This is a genomic window from Paenibacillus oceani, from assembly GCF_014705615.1.
Classification (GTDB): Bacteria; Bacillota; Bacilli; order Paenibacillales; family NBRC-103111; genus Paenibacillus_AB; species Paenibacillus_AB oceani.
Genome location: NZ_JACXJA010000044.1, coordinates 40,036 through 60,318, shown reverse-complemented (window position 1 = coordinate 60,318; position 20,283 = coordinate 40,036). Strand labels below are relative to the sequence as shown.

Sequence of the window (20,283 nt, the reverse complement as noted above, 5' to 3'; positions counted from 1 at the left end):
TTCCCCCTTTCTCTAATCCTTACCCGCACGGATTCAGTTCGCGATTGGCGCCGATAGTTGTACATTATGACGCATTCCGGGATGTGTGACATAGCGGAAGTCTATCTTGTTCACAGACCGGGCGGCCGCCGCTGAGGCGGACCCGGAACATCACCCGAATCCGGGTCTTGCTCCTATCCGGGTATACTGGTATTATATAGTTCGGCTAATTGGACAGGATGTACCAGGATTTCAGTAAGGAGCTCGGCGGCTTACAGAGATAGGATTCGCCGTTTTCGGAAAGGGTGTAGCATGGATAAACAACTGAGCAAGAAGGAAGAACAGCAACTGCTTAACGCCTTGCAAGCTGCCAAAGAAAGTAGACGAAAAATGGAGAGCAAGGAAGACGAAAAGCGGTGGGCGGATATCGAGGCGCCGATCGGCTTGGCGGGCGGGCTTTCCAGACTGAACAAGCAAGAATTGTCGGCCATCCGGTCGAATCATCATATAACTGGAGTAAGCTCCTTGAAAAAGCAGGAGCTGATCGGCGTGCTGGAGCGTAGCATCCCGGAGCGGCTGTATTCGTATATATCCAAGCTGGACGACGCCCGATTGGCGGTTATCAAGCAAGTCGCAGAGCGCGGCGGCGTCGCTGTATCGACGCTGGACAACCGTCAGGTTGAGTATTTTACAAGCTGGGGAATCCTGTTCTCCGGGACGGTGAACGGCAAACGCTCTCTCGTCATGCCGGAGGAGATCCTCCACAGCTTCCGCGAGCTGTCTCCCAAGGCGTACCGGGATTCGGTGCAGCGCAATACGACGTGGATCAAGCTTACGCAAGGAATGCTTTATTATTACGGTACGCTGACCGAGGACGAGCTGCTCGCTCTGATCGCACGTTATACCGGCGAAGAGCCGGATCGGGCCGAGTTTATCTCGGTAATCGAACACTCCATCGAGTATGATTGGCAGGTCAAATTGGACGAGATCGGGTATTCCAATATCCGGGTATGGGACTCCGGCAAAGTCAAGCAGGAGCACGAGGCGAGGGCGTCTATACCGTTCTACCCGTTCACCAAAGAGCAGCTGCTGCTTGCGGGAGAACCGGATTTCGTCGACAGGAATCCGGGCTTTCAGGCGATGAGCGATTATATTCGCAGAGAGTACGGAATCGACCGGCAGGAAGCGGACGATCTGGTGGAGGAATGCATCTATGCGGTCCGGATCGGCGACAGCCCGGGCAACGTCATTCAGTTTCTGCAATCTAATCTGGACATGAGCGACCTCGAGACAGTCCGGGCGTTCATGGACTATACGAGAGTGTTGTTCAACAGCACGAGACAATGGTTTCTCAAAGGGTTTACCTCGATCGAGCTGTCGGCAGCCGCCGCAACCGGCGGGGAGTCCGACGATGCGGCCAAAGCAGTCGTATACGATTTCGCGACGAAAGCGAAGGTTGGGCGGAACGACCGCTGCCCTTGCGGGAGCGGCAAAAAATTCAAGAAATGCTGCGGAGCCTGACTCCCGCACCGAATCGCATCCACAACCGTTGCCTGCTTGCCATTTTGCAGGGACGGTTTTTTTGTTGGCATGAATGAGATTTGCACCGCCTATGATGGAGGAAACGGGAGGCTTTTCGTCGAAAACAACGGGAAGTGACGGAAACGGAGACCAGGAGGCGATAACAGGTGGAAACAGCATATCCGGTGTCAGTCATTTACGGTGATTATTGGAAAGAGAAACCGCAATTTGTGAAACGGGTCACAAAAGAACCGGCCTGGACGATGTTCGCCATCGAGAACGGACGATTTCGCTATTCGATCGATAATGTGGAAGGGGAAGCGACGGGAGGCGATGTGGTGTTTTGCCCGCCCTTCATGGAGTTCAAGCGCGAGGTGATCGTCCCGTTATCGTTTCATTATTTCATATGTAAAATGCACGACAACTATGCGGCAGCCGAGGAGCGCTCGATCGATATGCTTCGCCGGTTGTTTTCCTTTAAATATACGACAAGCGAGCAGAGTCGCCTGTATAACAATTTCCGGCATCTCCTCGTCCTCGAACGGATGGATCACGCGCAAAGGAGGATATGGAAGCAGCATTTCCTCAACGATATATGGATGCTGTTCCAGATGGATGCGGAGACGCTGGCGATCTCCAGCCTGCTGGCCGAAGACAAGCTGATGAAGGAAGCGAAGGCGATCATCGACCGCCATGCGTTTCGCGAGATCCGGCTGCAGGACGTAGCGGCCAAGCTTCATATTCACCCGGTCCAGCTGACCCGCAGGTTTCAGCACGTGTTCGGGATCGCTCCTTCCCGTTACCTGATCTCGGTGCGGATGGAGAAAGCAAAGACGCTGCTCGTGCAGACGGAATATACGATTGATCATATCGCCCGGTTGTGCGGGTACGAGAACGGATTTTATTTTAGCCGCGTCTTTACCCATTACAGTAAAATGAACCCGTCGCATTACCGCAAGCTGAACGGTCTGGCGACACCTTGAGGCTGCGCTGCATGAGAAAAAGCGGGACAACCGGCCATGTCGGCTGATCGTCCCGCTTGGACTAACGATACTTGCCGGCTGCAAGCGGCCGCAAGCTTATTTCGGTTTGTTCAGAAACTCCTCGATTTTTTTCTTCGCTTCTTCTTCCGCTTGGCGGGAAGCCGTGTTGATATCGGTCGTTCCTTTCCAGATTTCGGTTCCGTACTTGGCGTAAATATTGACCATCTCGGCGTCGTAAAGCGCTTTTGGCGGAATCGGGGCCGGCTTGTTCTGGAAGATCGCCTTGAAGTTTTTATCCTTGAACTCGGACTCCGATCCGAGCACTTTGCGGACCTCATCGCTTTTGAGCACCGGCATAATCCCTTTTTTGGACAAGCGGGACTGGAATTCGTCCGAAGTCATATAAGCGAGAACTTCCATGGCGGCATCCTTGTCTTTGGCGATGTTCGTTATGCCGAAGTTGATCGAATTGATCTGGGATCCGGTTCCCGGGATGTCCTCGAAGCTGGGCAGAGGCACGATATCCCAGTCGACCTGTTTCAACTGATCCGTCCAGATCGTAATGAGACTCGATAAATAAGCCATCATCGCCACATTTTTCTCGTTCACGAAGGCGGTGGTGCTCGGAATATTCTGCAACATTCCCGGTGACGGCTGCGGATCGAGGAAAAACGTTTGGTAAAAGCGCTTCCAAGATTCGTTTTTATTAATCGTCGGCGTATTCGATGCCAGATCGGCGTTCGGTATCGAAAGCGGATTCATCCGGGTCAGCAAGGTGGGCGTCATACCGAACCCGTGATATTGCACTCCTCCGTCCTGGCGGGTCAAATTTTTGGCCAGATCCATCGTTTGTTTCCAGGTCATCCCTTCCTTCGGATACGGCACGCCGAATTTGTCGAAAATCGATTTGTTGTAATAGAGGACAATGTTGTTTCCGTAGACGGGCAAACTGTACATCTTACCGCCGGACAATTGACGGATCGCTTCGATGGAGGTGGATTCGAACCGGTTCAGGTCGACTCCGTGCTTTTTGATCAGCTCGGTCATATCATAGTGAAGCCCGTTCGGGATCAGGAAGTTTTCATAAAACCCGACTGCATGGTACGTAATGTCGAACCGCGTTCCGGAAGCGATCATCTCCGGCAGCGTCATCCCTTTTTGGTTGAAAATATACTTGATCGTATAGTCCGGAAACTTTTTGCGGATATCGTCTCCGAACCGGTAGTTGAAGCTGTCCTCGGGATCGCCGTTAATGGCGTAAAAGACGAGCTCCACCGGCTCTTTCGGTTTCTCCGGCGTCTTCGGCTGCTGGCTGTTGTCGCCTGCGGTGCTGGCGGGCGGTGTGGCCCCCTGGCTGCAGGCCGCCAAGGCGGCGGCTGACAGACAGAGGGTCAGGGCGAGCGTTGCAGTTCGACGGAACGGTTTTTGTTTGTTAAGCATGTTGACCCCTCTTTTCGTTAAGTTTAGTTGACATCCAAAGTTTGACCGTCCTGGAGCAGCTGTTTGCGCAGCAGGGCGTAATCGACATCCTGCACGGCGCGGCCGTCTCTCAGTGCAAGTGCCGCCGCGGTAGCCGCAGATTGGCCGAGCACCATAAACACCGGCTCCATCCGGATCGATCCGTATGCGATATGGGAGGAAGACAGACAGACCGGTACGAGCAGGTTCGTACATTCGTCTCCCTTCGGGACGATGGACCGGTACGAGATCGGGTAAGGACCGCTTACCGGTATTTCGACGTCTCCCTCGTTGACGCAGCGGCCGTCCAGCACGATCCTGCGGCAGTTATGCGAGTCCATGCCGTAGGAGGCGAGACCGACGGAATCTTCCGCTTTCAAGTATTTGAGACAATGATTCTGGTTCATGACCACTTCGCCGATCATCCGTCTTCCTTCACGGACGTACAAGTAGTGAGGCCAGTTGGCCGTGCTTGTAAACTCGTCGGCAGGCAGTCCCCAGCGGCTTACTTCCCGGCGCACCGGTTCGGGAACGCTTTCATCGTTGGCCAAAAAGTGCAGCATGCCGAGGTTGTAATGAACATGCTCCTGGAACATCCGCTCGCGCTGGGCGTAATCCGCTTCAGGCCAGGCGTGGTTCGCTCCGATATGATCGGTGCTGACCGCTCCGAAGTTGTTAAGATCGGTTTTGCCGTTCGGCATCGGCTTGTGCAGGGTCAGCGCGTCCCATACGCCCGCTTGAAGGTAACGGGACAACAGGGCGAACTTGCCGGGGTCGTACCCTGGAGGCGCCGGGAAGGGTACCCGGTTTTCCGGGATGTCGGTCAGGCAGATCCGGAAGTTGTACGCCTGGATGGAACGGTCTCCCTGTCCCTGGATGCCCGGCGCAGCGTCGGAGACGCCGTACAGCAGACCGCTGTCGGGTTTTCCTTCCTTTACGAAAGGATCGACCCAAGCTTTGAATGTATGCCACGGCGAGCCGAATTGGATGCCGTTCCACGTTTCTTTATGCACTTCGTTCGCTTCTCTGCCGACATGATAGGAGACTCCGGCCCGGGCGAACAAGTCTCCCTCGTACGTAGCATCGATAAAAGCATCAGCGCGGAATACGTTGCCGTTTTCCATCGTGATTTGCACGATTTTACCGTTTTGCTTCTCCACGCCCGACAGGTGCTGTCCGTAGTAAACCGGCACGCCGGCTTGTTCCACCCATTCGGTGAAAATACGCTCGGCGACATGCGGTTCCATGAACCAGGCCGTTCCTTCCGGTTCGTCGCTTCCGTAATGGCTCCCGAGTTTTTGGTAAAACTCTTTGGCGATGCCGCCAAGAGACGTTTTGTGGCCGAAGTCGGTCCGTCCGAGTCCGCTGGCCGTTAATCCGCCCAAGTGTTGTCCGAACTCGGCGATAACGGCTTTCAGTCCCATCCGGCTTGCTTGCACAGCGGCAGCAATACCGGCCGGCGATCCTCCGTATATGCACAAATCGGCTTGCACGCGCTCCGGTTTGTCCCTTTTTTCAGAGGGAGCGTAGTAGCGCAATAGGCTGAAATTGGTCACGTTTTCCCCTTCTTTCTGCTCTGATCATCGTGATCGGAATGCCTTACACCATTTAGCTTATAACATGCCGGATTCGGTTAACATGCAGAATCTTAGTTGGATATATACAATTTTAGCGCCGCATTCCTAACGCACCGATTGTCCGCATAATTGACATCCGCTTAACAAATCCCCGGCTTTCCGATTACATTCCTTCGTTACAATAAGGGCGTTGGATCGCTTCATACAAACCTTTGGAGGTACAGGAATGATATCGTGGAGGGGAAAACTGACAGGGACGGTCGCGGGATTGCTTGTCTTCGCCCAGTTCGGAAGTTATGCGTATGCGGCGGAACCGGCGTCCTGGGTGCAGGAAGGCACCGGCGTCCTGGGCGTCAAACATGTAGCGAGTTATTCGAGCGGTGCGAAATGGGACAAGAGCGGTGCGGAAATTATCGCATACGATGCGGGGCTGAAACGGGCTTATGTCGTAAACGGTTATGACAAGCGGCTGGATATCCTGGACTTGTCTGGGTTAAAAGCGGGACAGAGCTTGACCTCCTTGACCCACGTACAAAGAATAACACTCGGCGATCTGGATGCCCGTCTCGGCAAGACGACCGGCCCTACGAGCGTGGCCGTCAGCCCGAAAGGCGATGTGGTCGCGGTAGCCGTACCGAACGATCCGGAGCAGGAGAACGGCCATGTCGCGCTGCTGGATCGGGACGGCAAGCTTGTCCGGGTGCTGGAGGCTGGTGCTCTGCCCGATATGCTGACGTTCACTCCGGACGGAAGCAAAGTGCTCGTCGCCAACGAAGGACAGCCGTCGGACGATTATACTGTCGATCCGGAAGGCTCCGTCACCGTGATCGACCTTGGCGGCGGCGCCTCGCAGGCGACGGCGACTACGGTGCGCTTCGACGATCCGTCTGTCATCGCGGACAATGTCCGGATCGGCAAGCCGGGAGCGGCGGCGGCTCAAGACTTCGAACCGGAATATATCGCGGTTGCGAAGGACGGCAAGACTGCTTATGTGACGCTGCAGGAGAACAATGCGGTCGCCGTGCTGGATCTGGTTACGAATAAATTCACCAAAGTCAAAGGACTCGGCGTCAAAGATCATTCCGTCAGCGGAAACGGATTCGATGCGTCGAATAAAGACAAGGCGGTAAACGTTCGTCCGTGGCCTGTGCTGGGGCTGTATATGCCGGACGGCGCCGAGACGTACAGCGCCGGGGGCAAAACGTATCTTGTTACCGCCAACGAAGGCGATACGCGGGACTATGAAGCTTTTAGCGAAGAAACCCGGGTAGCGGACGAGCTCGACAACTTGGCATTAAAAGCCGAGTTTTACAAAGGCTTTTCGCAGGAGCAGCTTGACGCGATGGTCGCGGAAGGGCTGTACGACGAATCACAGCTGGGAAGGCTGCTGATGACGAACACGATGGGCCTAGGTGCGGACGGCAAGTATAACGCGATCTATGGCCTGGGCGCCCGGTCCTTCTCGATCTGGGATACGAGCGACATGAGCCTCGTGTACGACAGCGGCGAAGATTTCGAGCGGATTACGGCCAAGGCGCTGCCGAAGCAGTTTAATGCAAGCAACAGCAAGCTCGGCTTCGACGACCGGAGCGACGACAAGGGTCCGGAGCCAGAAGACGTGAAGATCGGCGAAATTGCCGGGAAGACGTATGCGTTCATCGGTCTGGAGCGGGTCGGCGGCATTATGGTATACGACATCAGCGATCCGGCGAAGCCGTTATTCGCCACGTATTTCAACTCCCGCGACTTTACGCAGGAGAATGGCGGCGACAGCGGTCCGGAGGGGCTCCGCTTCGTACCGGCGGAGCAAAGCCCGACCGGCAACGCGCTGCTACTCGTCGGCTATGAGGTGTCCGGCACGGTCGGCGTGTACGAGATCACTCCCGCTTCGGGCAGTGTTGGCAGCGGCGGCCAAGGAACTAAAATCTCGATCGTGCATGTGAACGATATGCACTCCCGCGTGGAAGAATCGGCCGAACATATCGGCTATGCGAAGCTGTCGTCCGTGATAAAAGAAATTCGCGCGTCCAATCCGAACACGCTCGTGCTGGATGCGGGCGATACGCTGCACGGGCAGACGATCGCCAATCTGGTGCGCGGCGAAAGCATCGTCAGCATCATGAACGCGATCGGCTTCGATGCGATGACGACCGGCAACCACGATTACAACTACGGCAGTGGCCGTCTCGTGGAGCTGGCCGGTCAGGCGAACTATCCGATGCTGGCGGCCAACGTGTACAAAGCGGACGGTAGCCGCCTTCTGGAGCCGTATGTAGTGAAGACCGTCGGCGGCGTCCGTGTCGGCATCTTCGGGCTGGCGACGCCGGAGACGCTGTATAAGACGCATCCGAAAAATGTGGAAGGATTAACGTTCGCCGATCCGGTCGAGGAAGGCCTGCGCATGGTGGCGGAGCTGGAAGGCAAAGCGGACGTCGTCGTGGGGCTGTCCCATCTCGGAATGGACGCTTCAAGCGTCGATACGAGCCTCAAAGTGGCGGAGCAGGTGAAGGGAATCGACGTGATTATCGACGGTCACAGCCACACGATGCTGGAGAACGGCCGTGTCGCAGGCGACACGCTGATCGCTCAAACCGGCGAGTACGGCAAACATGTCGGCGTCGTGGAATTGACTGTGAGCGGTCAAGACGTAACGAACAAGGAATCGCGGTTATTCAGCCGCAAGCAGGCGGATGCCGTCCAGCCCGATCCGACGGTGGCGGACATCGTGAAGAAGGTCAAGGAAGAGCAGGAGATCGTGCTGTCCGAAGCGGTGGGCCGCTCGGCGGTGAACCTGGTCGGGGAACGCGATAACGTGCGTACAGGCGAGACGAACCTCGGCAACCTGATTACCGATGCGATGCTGGACGAGACCGGCGCCGACGTGGCCATCACCAACGGCGGCGGAATCCGGGCCTCGATCCCGGCCGGTTCGATTACGAAAGGCCAAGTGATTACGGTGCTGCCGTTCGGCAACTATATTCAGACCAAGCGTGTTACCGGCGCGGACTTGCTGGCGGCGCTCGAGCACGGCGTCGGAGCGTATCCCGATTCGGCGGGCTCCTTCCCGCATGTGGGCGGCATGACGTTCGCGATCGATCCGTCGAAGCCGAAGGGCGCCCGGGTACAGTCGCTCCAGATCGGCAGCGAGCCTGTGGACTTGAACAAAACGTATCTGATGGCGACTAACGACTTCATGGCGGCAGGCGGCGATCAATATACGATGTTTAAAGACCAGCCGCTCGCCGGCGACTACTCGTCGCTCGAAGAATCGGTCATCCGTTACATTCAGAAGACCGGTGAAGTTGCGGTAGGCACTGCCGGACGCATTACGGTAGCGGCCGGTACGGATGCAGGTGATTCTTCAGTGGCGCCGGGCGGCGTCACGACTCCGGAGGCGCTGCCGAACGTATACGTCGTCAAGCAGGGAGACAGCTTGTGGAAAATCGCCAAGCAGTACGGCACGACTTGGCAGTTGCTGCAGCAGTTGAACAAATTGACGAATCCGAACCGGATTTATCCGAATCAACAGATTGTTTTGCCTTGACCGTATAGCAAGTATTCCAAAAACCCGGAGGCCCTCTAAGCCTCCGGGTTTTCCATATTTGAAATGGATCTATTACCTTGAGGGGCGGAACGATGGGGGCTGATGTGAAATACGAGCAGCGTTTGAATGAATAGTAGCGGCCCCTGGCGAAAAACTCCAATTTTTCATTGACTGAAATTGTTCGAATTGTATTGACAAAACGAAAAGACGGCAATATATTAGAAAAGTCAAGTATGTGCTTACGTTATTGTGGTATGACCACCCAACCAGATGAAAGAGTGGAGCGTTTATCATGAAATTCGTTTCGATTCAAAAGCAGCGTGTCTACCAAATCGTTATCGACCAAATCAGGAAGTCCGTCGATCTCGGCGAATTGAAATCCGGGGACAAATTGCCCTCTGAAAGAGAACTTGCCGAAGAGCTGTCCGTTTCCAGGGCTGCCGTGAGAGAAGCGATGAGCGTATTAGAGGCGATGCGGATTGTGAAGGTTCTTCCCGGGGTGGGCATTTATATAGAGGAGGACCCGACTAAAGATTTGATTGCGCGTATGGACGAAATGGTTAAGGTAGGAAATAGCGACTTGATTTCGCTGTTGGAGGTGCGCCAAGCGATTGAAAGCCAAGCCGCGCATTTGGCGGCAATCCGGAGAAGGGATTCCGATCTGCGTGCGCTGGAAGAAGCCTACGGAAATTTGAAGCAATCGGTAGAACGCAATGAAGTCGCGGCTGAAGAAGATTATGACTTCCATATTGCGGTCGTGGAAGCGACCTACAACCCGATGCTGATGGAGGCAGTCAAGTTTCTTTCCGAAAAGTTTCTCGCAGGTTTATACCACAGCCGTAGCGAAAGTATTCGGATTCCGGGCAAGAGCGCAATCGTGCTGGAAGAGCATTGGCGAATTTACCGCGCTATAGCGGACAAAAACGCAGAGCAAGCACGGAAGCTCATGTGGGAGCATCTAGACAATGTGAAATCGCGGTACTATTAACGCCTCATAATCGGCATGGATGTAAGAATCCATGCCGATAAACAGACAGTTGTGGTCAGGCCACCAGTCCATAAAACAAATTTACAAATTAGGTTGGTCTGGTTTTGTTATCCCGAGCGGTGAGCTTCTTTAGCCAATATTACTCTGATCGGCTCTGTTCTGCTGTCACTTGCGGAGTTATCCGGCAGGCATCTGCACAACCCAGACGGATTTATTATTTTTACTTATGATCCGCTAGAAACAGCGGTCCTTATCCATAACATACGGGTAACGACAGAACACGAATCGAAAGGACAAGATGTATGAAGTACGATTATGTAATAGCCGGCGCCGGAATCGTGGGATTGTCCATTGCTAGAGAACTGAATCGGAGATATCCCGAAGCACGAATCGCGATAATTGAAAAAGAGTCCGATGTCGCTAAACATTCCAGCGGGCGTAATAGCGGCGTGCTGCACGCGGGATTTTACTATACGGCAGATAGTTTAAAGGCGAAATTCACCCGGGACGGAAACCGTGCCATGAAGCGATACTGCGAGGAAAATGGCTTGAAGGTCAATAATTGCGGGAAACTGGTCATCGCGACAAATGAAGCTGAGCTGGAAGGTCTTGCCGAGCTGAAGCGGCGAGGGGATCGCAATAGCGTTGAGCTGGAATGTATGGATGAATCCGATGTCAGCCGGATCGATCCGAACGTCCATACGTACAAGAAAGCACTTTTTTCACCGAGCACGGCAACTGTTGATCCGGTAGAAATATGCCAGTGCATGAAGAGGGAAATCGCCTCCAAAGGTGTTGAGCTATTTTTCGATACACGATATTCCGAACACAGAGGCGAAGCGATCCGAACAAACCGGGGCAAGTTCATCTGTCGTTATTTTATTAATGCGGCAGGTCTTTATGCGGACCGGATTGCGCACGATTTCGGCTTCGGTTTGAACTATGCGATCATTCCGTTTAAAGGAATCTATTTAAAGTTTGCGAGAAACAAGTCCGACGTTCTGACTAACATTTATCCGGTTCCCGATTTGAACAATCCGTTTCTGGGCGTTCATTTTACGAAAACGGTCGATGGGAGCATCAAGATCGGTCCGACCGCGATTCCCGCTTTCTGGAGGGAAAACTACAGAGGCATGTATAGATTTAAGCTCGGCGAGTTTTCGCAAGTGATGTACTATATGACCAAGCTTTTCATCAGGGATTCTTTTCATTTTCGCCGATTAGCTATAAATGAAATGAAAAAGTACAGCAAAGCGCACTTGATCGGCCTATCGTTAAAAATGGTCAACCAGCTTGATCGCAAAGGATTCGGCGAGTTTTTACAGCCGGGGATCCGGGCTCAACTGCTGAATAAACAAACGCTGGAGCTGGTGCAGGATTTTGTGCTGGAGGGGGATGCTTCCTCTATTCACGTATTAAACGCTGTTTCGCCTGCATTTACATGTGCATTGCCGTTTGCAAGCTACATCGTGGATCAGGTGGAGGAGAAGCTCGTCGGGAAACGTTTGGATTGGGAACGGGGAAGAGATCAGGCTCAAGGTGTTCCCGGCTAACAGCCGTCGTCGAGTTTGGGAGCGGGTTGGCCGCGTAAAAGGAGGAAGCCAAGGCGATGTCGGAAAACAGTAACATTTATATTGAGCGTTTGCACAAGTGCACTTTCGAGCAGACGTTGGAACTAACTCAGCGCAAAGTCATAAACGGCAAGAAGCTGGCCTCGAACGGCGGCACCGCCGTTCTTCCGGTATACCGCGGATTAGGTCTTACCGAAGTGATAATGCGACAAGCGCATGGGAGGACTTGACGATGACAGCACCTGTTTTAAAGCTTGGTTGGGCTGAGATCGATATCACACCGACACGCCCGGTGTCGCTGGCCGGCAGCTTCGACGCACGCATGTCCGAGGGGGTCGAGAACCCGATCAGTGCGACGGCGTGGGCCGTCGAATCGGGGCCGGATCATGCGGTATTCGTCAGCTTCGATTTAATAGCAATCTCCGACGAATTGCGCGATGCGGTCCGCGCCTGCCTAATAGAGCGCGGGAATGGTCTCAATCCGATGAAAATAATTCTTCATGCAACTCACACCCATACAGCGCCGGAAAATCGCCCGCCATCGAGCATGTCCTTCTACGGTAGTGCCGGCGTAGAACTGCGAGATATTCATGCTGATGCGATGTCCGTTGAGGAATATGTCGCCTTCGCTTCGGAGAGGGTCGCCGACGCTGTCAATCAAGCCTGGATCACGCGCTCTGCGGGAGGAATCGGTTACGGGATGGGCTATGCGGTAGTCGGCCGCAACCGCCGCTGGATTAATGCCGAGGGTCAAGGAACGATGCACGGTCTAAACGAATCCACAGCGGATCGATTCAGGCACATCGAAGGTTACGAAGACCATTCATTGAGTATCGTTGCGACTTACGATTTGGATAACCGATTGACCGGGCTGGTCGTGAACATGGCCTGTACGGCTCAAGTGCCAGGCGAGTCGAATCCTTACTTGATTGGCGCGGACGTATGGTACGAGGCTCGCCGCGAATTACGCAGCAGGTTCGGGGACACCTTGTTCATCCTGCCGCAATGCAGCGCCGCCGGCGATCAAACCGGCTACACGCAATTCGATAAGCAGGCGGAGAGCCGTATGCTGCGACTTCAAGGCAGAACGAAACGGCAGGATGTGGCGCGAAGCATCGCGAATGCCATCGAGGAGATACTTCCGGCGATCGGCCGTGAGGTGGACCCGGCTCCCCGATTGAGCATTTGGTGGAAACGGTGAATTTGACAGCCAACCAATTGGCTGAGGAAAACGTTCGATTCGCTGAGCGGGAGGCGAGCAGGTGGAAGTCCGAATACGAGCAGGAGAAGGAGAAGTTGGCGAAACAGCCGGAACTTCGTCAAAATCCGCATTGGTATAAACAACTTACGCTAGCTTACCGCAGAATGCTATGGCACCGGAATGTCGTAAACCGCTTCGAACGGCAGAAACAGTATCCGACACTCCCGGCGGAAGTCCATGCGCTGCGTCTTGGAGATATTGCACTGGTCAGCGTCCCTTACGAATATTATCTGGATTACGGCATCCAGATCAGGGTACGCAGTCCTGCGACCCAAACGTTCCTGATTCAGCTGGCGGGCTGCGGCACGTATATACCAAGCCCGCGATCTCTGCTGGGAGGCGGCTACGGTTCGACCCCTGCCAGCAATCCGATCGGGGCCGAGGGCGGGCAGGAGCTTGTCGAGCATCTTGTGCGGGCGATTCGTTCGCTGTGGGTCTAATTCGCTCAAGTTCCGATTAATATTCTCTACTATAGATAATTGAGAATGGAGTGACGCCATGTCTACACCGATTATGAGACGAAGCCGTGTGCTTCAGCAGCTCCGCAGCGGAGCAATCGTACATAGCATCAAATTGAATTTCGCTGATGCCAGGATCGCAGAAATGGCAGCGTTGTTGGGCATCGACTGCATTTGGACCGACATGGAGCATGTTGCCAATGACTGGTCGATTATCGAAAACCAGATTCGGGCGGCAAAAGTGCATGATACGGATACGATTGTGCGAGTAGCGCGCGGAAGCTACAGCGACTACATTCGTCCGTTGGAGCTTGATGCGGCCGGCATCATGGTGCCGCATGTGAAAAGCGCTGCGGAGGCTGAGGAAATTGTACGTGCTGTCAAGTTTTATCCGATTGGGCTGCGGCCGGTCGACGGGGGGAATGCGGATGGGAGCTATTGCCTGATCCCGATCACGGACTATATACATCAGGCTAATGCGGAACGGTTTGTCATTTTGCAGATCGAAGATCCCGAGCCGCTGGCCGAGATCGACCGGATTGCACAGCTGCCAGGAGTCGATATGCTGTTTTTCGGTCCAGGAGATTTTTCGCAGGCGATCGGGGCGCCGGGTCAACTGGAGCATCCGCAGGTTTGTGAAGCGCGGATTCGGGTCGCGGAAGCCGCTGTACGGGCAGGCATCTTTGCCGGTACGGTCGGGACGCCCGACAATAGCGCCGAGCTAGCGAAGCTCGGCTACCGCTTCATCAACATCGGCTCCGATGTTAACGGACTGGGCTCCTATTTTCGTCGACTGGCGGGAAGACAGCCGGAATCCGTGCATCAGCGAGGAGGCTATTAATGGCAACTTTACGCAAAATCAGAGATGTCGTCATTTACCGCGATGCTTGCTACAACTCGTTTCCGAATGTGGCTCGGATGTCGAACGGCGATCTGCTCGTTGCCTTCCGGCATGCTGCGGACTGGCAGACGGAATTCGGCCGCGTGCAGCACATTGATCCGGGCTCGATCGCTCTTATTGTTAGATCAAGGGATGAGGGGAGCACGTGGAGCGAGCCGTCCGTCTTGCATGACGATTACTTGTATGGCGTTCAGGACCCGTGCCTGAATGTGCTTGGCGACGGGACGGTCTTGGCTACATGCTTTCTTTGGAAAGTGGCCGAGATCGGGGAGGTGGACGAGATCGGCGAACGCAGCGGATATACGAGGCAGATCGGAGACCGCTATGCGGCCAAGCGGATCGGGATCGTAACGAAGCGCTCGACGGACAACGGCAAGACCTGGGATCGGGCGGCGAGTCTGGGATACGGACAATTGGCGCTGCGCGGGAACGGAGCAGAGCTGCCAGACGGTTCTTTTCTGGTTGCCGCTTATACGGAAGGTCTGGACCATTTGTTCGTGGCCAAGACGACGGACAAGGGCTTGAGTTGGTCGCCCCAGGGCGCAATTGCCAAGCCTGCCGATAATTTTCTGAATGAAACGCATCTGTATCGTACGGAGTCGGGCAAACTAGTCGCTTTTATCCGTTCCCAAATCCAGGATGAGCGTCTTCCTGCCGAAAAGCGTTCTCCGTTGTTCACATCGGAATCCTTCGATGACGGCCGCACATGGAGCGAGCCGCAGCAGCACGCGGTTTACGGTCCAACCCCGTTTCATACGATTCGGTTGGCGAGCGGGCGTGTGCTGCTCACGTACGGTTACAGGCTCAAGCCTCACGGCTTGCGCGCCCGACTTCTGGACCCCGAGTGCAAGCGGATTGAAGAGGCGGATGAGATTGTGCTGCGCGATGACGGACCGGGGATGGACATTGGCTACAGCCATGCGGTGCAGTTGCCGGACGGCCGCATCCTGATTGTCTACTACTTCTATGACCGTGCAGATGGCAGACGTTACATTGCCGGCACCTGGTGCGAAGAAATCTGAAGATGACGGTAATCTGAAGGGGGGGGTGGCGGCCCGGGCAGGGATGGGGAACTGATGTGAAGGAATTGTATGATTACCCGCGACTGGTGCGACCTTACGAACCGAGTGGGCTGGTGTATCGGATTATTGGATATGACAGCGCTTTCGATTGCAGCGCTCAGGACCGGAAGAGCCGAAGGCAGGACGCGGTATAAGGGAAATTATCCAAAGGAGCGGATCGAACCATGAAGCAACAAGGGAAGAGGATGACCTCACGCCTCGCCGGCATGCTGCTGCTCGCAGCGATCGGCACGACGGCTGTAGCCGGGTGCGGAGGAGACGAACCGGCAGCCAAGGAAGCCGGGCAGGGCGGCCAGGAAGAGACGCCGAAAAAAGACTGGACGAAGGAAGCCGTTGAACTGACCTATTACTATATGTACAGCGATGATATAGAAAAGTCGTTTTATGATGACTACGGCTCGTTGATTCAGAAGAAATACCCGAACTTTACTTTCAAGTTTCTTCGGAATACAAAGGGAAGCACGTTGGCAGACGTTGTGGCCGCCAAGACGCCCATCGACTTTTTCGGCGGTCAGATCGCCGATATATACAAGCTGAAGGACGTTGACATGCTTGGCAATGTGTCCGATCTGGTCGACATCTACAAGCTGGATATGGGGCGGCTGGAACCGGTAGTGATCGATGTGATGAAAGAGGTGTCCGGAGGCGCCATACCCGGATTTCCGGTCAAAATCAATTCCTTGACTCTTGCTTACAACAAGGACTTGTTCGATAAGTTCGGCGTTCCTTACCTGACCGATGAGATGACCTGGGATCAGGTGGCGGATGTGGCACGCAGGCTGACGCGTAACGAAGGCGGAACGGCATACTACGGATTGGGTCTCAATTCCAGCATGCATCTTGTCAGCCAGGCTCCCCCTCCTCTGCTGGATAGACAAACCCAGCGCGCGACAGTAGCGACGGATTACTGGAACCGGATGCTGAAGCGGCTCGTGCCGCTGGCTTCTCTGGCTGACGATGCGGAGATCAGGAGCAAGCTTGCCAATTACAGCAGTGCGTATTCGATGTTCCACAAAGACCGCACGGTCGCTATTCAAGTCATTTTGAACTCGGCCTATTCGCTCAGCGGGAGTGGAGCCGACATGAATTACGATTTTGCCCGTTTCCCGAGCTTTTCCGATATGCGGAATGCCGGGCCTCAGCCTGCGCCATTCTACTATTTTGTCTCCAAAAACAGTCCGAATCGGGAGGCCGCCTTCCTGGCCCTTAGCGAACTGGTGACGGATGAAAGTCAGGCTGCGCTGGCGAAGCGGGCGCGAGTGCCGGTTCTGAAGGACAAGAAATTGCTGGAGGTTCTCGGCAACGATGAGCCGCTGCTGAAAGGGAAAAATGCCAAGGCGCTCGTTCCGAAGCAGTACGGACAAGTAGTCGGGTTGGATCAGATGGCAGCACAGGCCAACAGCGCGGTTCTCCGCAGCTTCTATGAGGTCGTGGCCGGCAAAAAGGACGTAAACTCCGCCCTGCGGGATGCGGAAGAAGCGGCGAACAAAAAAATCGAGGCGCTGCTCAAGCAATAAGTAGCAATCCCCGATGCCATGACATCTCGTTATCGAGAGAGGAGCGAAATGAAACATGCATCAGAAGGAAGTCGAACGGTACGACGGAACAATACCCAAAGAGCAGGCGATGAGAGGGCAGATCAGCCGGCGCAAGGTGCTGGCCTCAATCGGGCTTGCAGGCGCCGCATTGGTCGCTGCAGGACGGGGGGGACAGGTATTGGGTCCGCTCCAAGCGCAAGCGGTTACAACTGTCACCTACGATACTTATGGCCCTGATCCTTCGCATAAGATGCCGGTCAAGACGTTCACACAGTTGCTGGATGCTGTCGCTTCGCCATCCAAGCCTACCGTGCTCATTGAGCAGGAGATCAAAGTTACCGCCTCGTTCACCGTGCCTGCGGGCGTGACTCTGCTGTTCCTATCCGAAGGAAAGCTGCAGATTCAGTCCGGAATCGTCGTGACCGTTCACGGTGAAATTCATGCCCCGACGAGACAATTGTTTCAAGGTCCCGGCCATGTCGATGGCCTGGGCTCCGTCTGTGTGGACTGGTTTTGCGCAGACGGGGACGCGGTTGCTGACCAGTCGGACGGACTGCGACGCGCCTTCTTCGGTAAGCCGAGGCACGTCCGGTTTTCTGACCGGACGTATCGGTACGAGTCCTCCATTGTCGTTGCCGGATTCGGGCGTATGATGATTGAAGGCAACGGAGCGCGGCTGGTCGACGCCGGCAAATGGCTGGTGGCGATCAATACGGAATGGGGCAGCCGCAACTCGAAAAACTTCAACGGCTTTTTATTTGAAGATTTCGAAGAGCTGTATATGGACCATCTGACGCTGTCTTCGACCGAGGAATACGAGGGGGCGTGGGGATATGGCATTCTGGCCAGCCCGGGCGAGCAGCGGCCGCACCTGAGCGTGGACGGCAGGGCGAATCAGGGCGACGTATCGGAACGGCGCGGCAAGGTGGTTTTAAACCGCCTGACGCTTCGAGGGCAGGGCGGCTCCTATATCAACATGACGGCGCAGCCGACACTGAAGCAAGCGATGTCGCCTTCCTTTATACGAGTGACGCACTGCGAGCAGGCGGAGCTGTCCGATATTGGCATCGAAGGGGATGCGGGCGGCGCGGAAATGATCTGTATCGGGGAATGCGGGAATTTGCATGTGCACGGGTTGACTTATGTACGGGAGGGTGCAGTCGTTCCGGTATCCGTAGGCAAGTTTATCCGCTGCGACCGTCAATTGCTGGAGAGGATGTACATCGATTGTCCGGACCATACGCCGGATTGCTTCGACTTGTCGGCCAAAGATGAAATCATAATTCGGGACAGCTATGTGAACTGGACCGGCGGAGACCGATTCGAGCTGACCAGCGAGTGGAGACAGTATAACATCGATATCGGCCATGTGTATATCAGCAATGTCGGAGGGGGCTGCAAAGACTTTATGACGGTGCAGAAAGCGGCAGCCGGCTACGAAAACACGATCGAATCGATCACTGTGAGCGACATGGCGATTGAAGCAAGATTCATCTCCTCCGGATTTTATGCCAAGCGAACTGCGTTCCACCGCTGCTTGATCCGCTTCACCGCCGGTACAAGCGGATGCTATACGTATAACGATACCGAGTTTCACCACTGCACCTTTTATCCGAGCGAAGACTTGTCCGTGCGCCTCTGGCCGCGCGGCGCCGGCGCGCGATTGAAGCTGAGCCATTGTCTGATCCATCAGCTGCAGCTGTGGACAGGGACCGCCTCGGAATCGACCGATGTGGACATTGCGTTTGAGCATTGTCGGATTTTGTACGAGGATTACCCGGAGAATCCGTTCAACAGCGCGGTTTATTATGGAGTGAATTTAGCCAAAGGCGTTAGGCGGCTGGAATTTTACGATTGCGAGATTGCCGGACCGATGCGAGGAAGAGCGTTCTTCATTCAAAATCGTTCCGGTGCGCCCAACATCGTACGTGAGCTTGTCGTACGCCGCTGCCGCATTGAATTAAGTCGCTCAACCCTTGCTGACGGGATGCTGTCTTATGATTCTGCCGCATTGATCACGATCGACAACAGCATGCAGACGCTCAAAAACCGGATGTGGATTGCGGACAACCGTTTCGGTAAACAAAGCTCTTTGCTGCGCTGCGCTTATTCAAACTCATCCGCGAGCGGCATGGAGGGCATCTTTGTATCGATCGAAGGCAATACGTTTACGAAGGGCGGGACGCAGAGCGTTGATGTGGTGAATCCTTCCGGGGGATTTTGGGATACTGTCGATCTGGCGCTGGTTCGCAATGTATTCGAAGGCAGTCTGGACCCGCTGCAGCTGGCGGATCTGCAAGCTAAAGCGCGCAGCTTTGTCGAGACCAGCAATATCCAACTGGGCAACGCTTGAACCGACTATGGCTGCTCGATGCGGTTAGCTAGGGTTGCACCGTCTAAAGCTTTCTGAATCCGTGCAGGCCGAGTCGATGCTGGAACTGCTGCTACAGTTTGTCAAACCCGGCGAGCACGTTTTCCTGCCCAAAAGTGATTTGTCTCTGCATCGTACGAACGTCCATCCGCAGGTCAGCCATCCGCTCGAACGTGTAATCGACTCCGTTTACGCTCGTAAACAGCGGATTCCATGCTGCAGCAGTTGAACAAATTGACGAATCCGAACCGGATTTATCCGAATCAACAGATTGTTTTGCCTTGACGAATAGCAAGGTAAAGTAAGAAGTAGTGAAAGAAACGACAAACCCGGAAGCCATTGAGCCTCCGGGTTTTGCGATTATAAAATGATCCATTACCTCTGAACACGCCTGCTCATTGCCAAGACGCTTAACACCAAAAAAGATGCTGCACAAACCCAGATCAACGCCCGGTTCCATTGCGGGTCTATACCGAACTTAGGAAAGCTCTCGTTAAACAAATAAAGCGAGAATAAGATCCTTCCGTTCGTAAGTAAATCCAGCACCCATATAAATAACGGAACCGCCATGCCGATAACTCCGTTTCTCCCGAGCACGGTTAACAATAAGGCCAAATGTCCGAGCAGCATAGAGGGAGCCAAAATAGACAACATAAAGTGTTTAAAATCAAGCGTGATAACAAACCAACTGATCAATTGAATGGATACTGTAAAGACTAGCAGCACGAGTGTCATGCCGATCAGCCAGCGTTCCAATAAAAAGCTCCATGTACGAATCGGAAGCGACTTCAACCACATCATCACTTTCGATTCCATATCCTCGGCCATCAATTGGGAAAAGATAAGTATGGAAAATACAGGGGAAGCCACTTCGTAGGCGATCCGAACATTTTTAACGGTTACCGTCCTCCTTACTAGTCCTAGCTCTGGCAAATAAAAACAGACGACAGCAATTGCGATGGCGAAAGCGATAGCAGCCCAGACGATTCCGGAATTAACAATTTTCCAGTGTAAATAATACCGTTTGAACAGTCCATTTTTAATCATATCC

General features: G+C 54.4%; 14 protein-coding genes. 11 read left to right on the top strand and 3 right to left on the bottom strand.

Annotated features, from left to right (window positions below):
- Nucleotides 1-291: 291 nt before the first annotated feature.
- The gene (locus IDH45_RS26820; protein WP_190931223.1) at nucleotides 292-1,500 is read left to right on the top strand and encodes a YecA family protein; all 1,209 of its coding nucleotides are present in this window, start codon (nucleotides 292-294) and stop codon (nucleotides 1,498-1,500) included.
- A 167-nt stretch (nucleotides 1,501-1,667) separates the two neighbouring features.
- Entirely contained in the window at nucleotides 1,668-2,483 is an 816-nt protein-coding gene (locus IDH45_RS35115; RefSeq protein WP_190931222.1) for an AraC family transcriptional regulator, read from the top strand.
- A 96-nt stretch (nucleotides 2,484-2,579) separates the two neighbouring features.
- Here the strand turns inward: IDH45_RS35115 and IDH45_RS26810 are convergent, their stop codons facing one another.
- Together IDH45_RS26810 and IDH45_RS26805 are read right to left on the bottom strand one after the other, a co-directional pair.
- Nucleotides 2,580-3,923 (bottom strand): ABC transporter substrate-binding protein, encoded by a 1,344-nt coding sequence (locus IDH45_RS26810; RefSeq protein ID WP_190931221.1) that lies wholly within the window; start codon nucleotides 3,921-3,923, stop codon nucleotides 2,580-2,582.
- Nucleotides 3,924-3,946: 23 nt separating this feature from the next.
- A complete protein-coding gene (locus IDH45_RS26805) occupies nucleotides 3,947-5,497 on the bottom strand; it encodes an FAD-dependent oxidoreductase (RefSeq protein ID WP_317891297.1) in 1,551 nt (516 codons plus the stop codon).
- A 247-nt stretch (nucleotides 5,498-5,744) separates the two neighbouring features.
- Between IDH45_RS26805 and IDH45_RS34360 the strand changes: the two genes are divergently transcribed.
- From IDH45_RS34360 to IDH45_RS26760, 9 genes are all read left to right on the top strand, one after another.
- Nucleotides 5,745-9,062 carry a choice-of-anchor I family protein gene (locus IDH45_RS34360; RefSeq protein ID WP_223836989.1) on the top strand — a complete coding sequence of 1,106 codons (3,318 nt, stop codon included), beginning with the start codon at nucleotides 5,745-5,747 and terminating at the stop codon, nucleotides 9,060-9,062.
- Nucleotides 9,063-9,354: 292 nt separating this feature from the next.
- Nucleotides 9,355-10,050: a FadR/GntR family transcriptional regulator gene (locus IDH45_RS26795; RefSeq protein ID WP_190931220.1), complete on the top strand. Its 696-nt coding sequence runs from the start codon at nucleotides 9,355-9,357 to the stop codon at nucleotides 10,048-10,050.
- Between the two features lie 302 nt (nucleotides 10,051-10,352).
- On the top strand, nucleotides 10,353-11,603 hold the full coding sequence (gene lhgO, locus IDH45_RS26790; RefSeq protein ID WP_190931219.1) for an L-2-hydroxyglutarate oxidase: 1,251 nt from the start codon (nucleotides 10,353-10,355) through the stop codon (nucleotides 11,601-11,603).
- A 250-nt stretch (nucleotides 11,604-11,853) separates the two neighbouring features.
- Nucleotides 11,854-12,822 carry a hypothetical protein gene (locus IDH45_RS26785; protein ID WP_190931218.1) on the top strand — a complete coding sequence of 323 codons (969 nt, stop codon included), beginning with the start codon at nucleotides 11,854-11,856 and terminating at the stop codon, nucleotides 12,820-12,822.
- Nucleotides 12,819-13,322: a hypothetical protein gene (locus tag IDH45_RS26780; RefSeq protein WP_190931217.1), complete on the top strand. Its 504-nt coding sequence runs from the start codon at nucleotides 12,819-12,821 to the stop codon at nucleotides 13,320-13,322. The genes IDH45_RS26785 and IDH45_RS26780 overlap by 4 nt, the downstream gene beginning before the upstream one ends.
- A 58-nt stretch (nucleotides 13,323-13,380) precedes the next feature.
- Nucleotides 13,381-14,181 carry an HpcH/HpaI aldolase family protein gene (locus IDH45_RS26775; RefSeq protein ID WP_190931216.1) on the top strand — a complete coding sequence of 267 codons (801 nt, stop codon included), beginning with the start codon at nucleotides 13,381-13,383 and terminating at the stop codon, nucleotides 14,179-14,181.
- On the top strand, nucleotides 14,181-15,263 hold the full coding sequence (locus IDH45_RS26770; protein WP_190931215.1) for a sialidase family protein: 1,083 nt from the start codon (nucleotides 14,181-14,183) through the stop codon (nucleotides 15,261-15,263). The genes IDH45_RS26775 and IDH45_RS26770 overlap by 1 nt, the downstream gene beginning before the upstream one ends.
- Before the next feature lie 224 nt (nucleotides 15,264-15,487).
- Nucleotides 15,488-16,840, top strand: a complete 1,353-nt coding sequence (locus IDH45_RS26765; protein ID WP_190931214.1) for an ABC transporter substrate-binding protein — start codon at nucleotides 15,488-15,490, stop codon at nucleotides 16,838-16,840.
- 55 nt (nucleotides 16,841-16,895) lie between these two features.
- Nucleotides 16,896-19,214: a hypothetical protein gene (locus IDH45_RS26760; RefSeq protein ID WP_190931213.1), complete on the top strand. Its 2,319-nt coding sequence runs from the start codon at nucleotides 16,896-16,898 to the stop codon at nucleotides 19,212-19,214.
- A gap of 393 nt (nucleotides 19,215-19,607) precedes the next feature.
- On the opposite strand, the gene IDH45_RS26750 is transcribed toward IDH45_RS26760, so the two are convergent.
- On the bottom strand, nucleotides 19,608-20,279 hold the full coding sequence (locus IDH45_RS26750) for a hypothetical protein (RefSeq protein ID WP_190931212.1): 672 nt from the start codon (nucleotides 20,277-20,279) through the stop codon (nucleotides 19,608-19,610).
- Nucleotides 20,280-20,283: the final 4 nt, after the last annotated feature.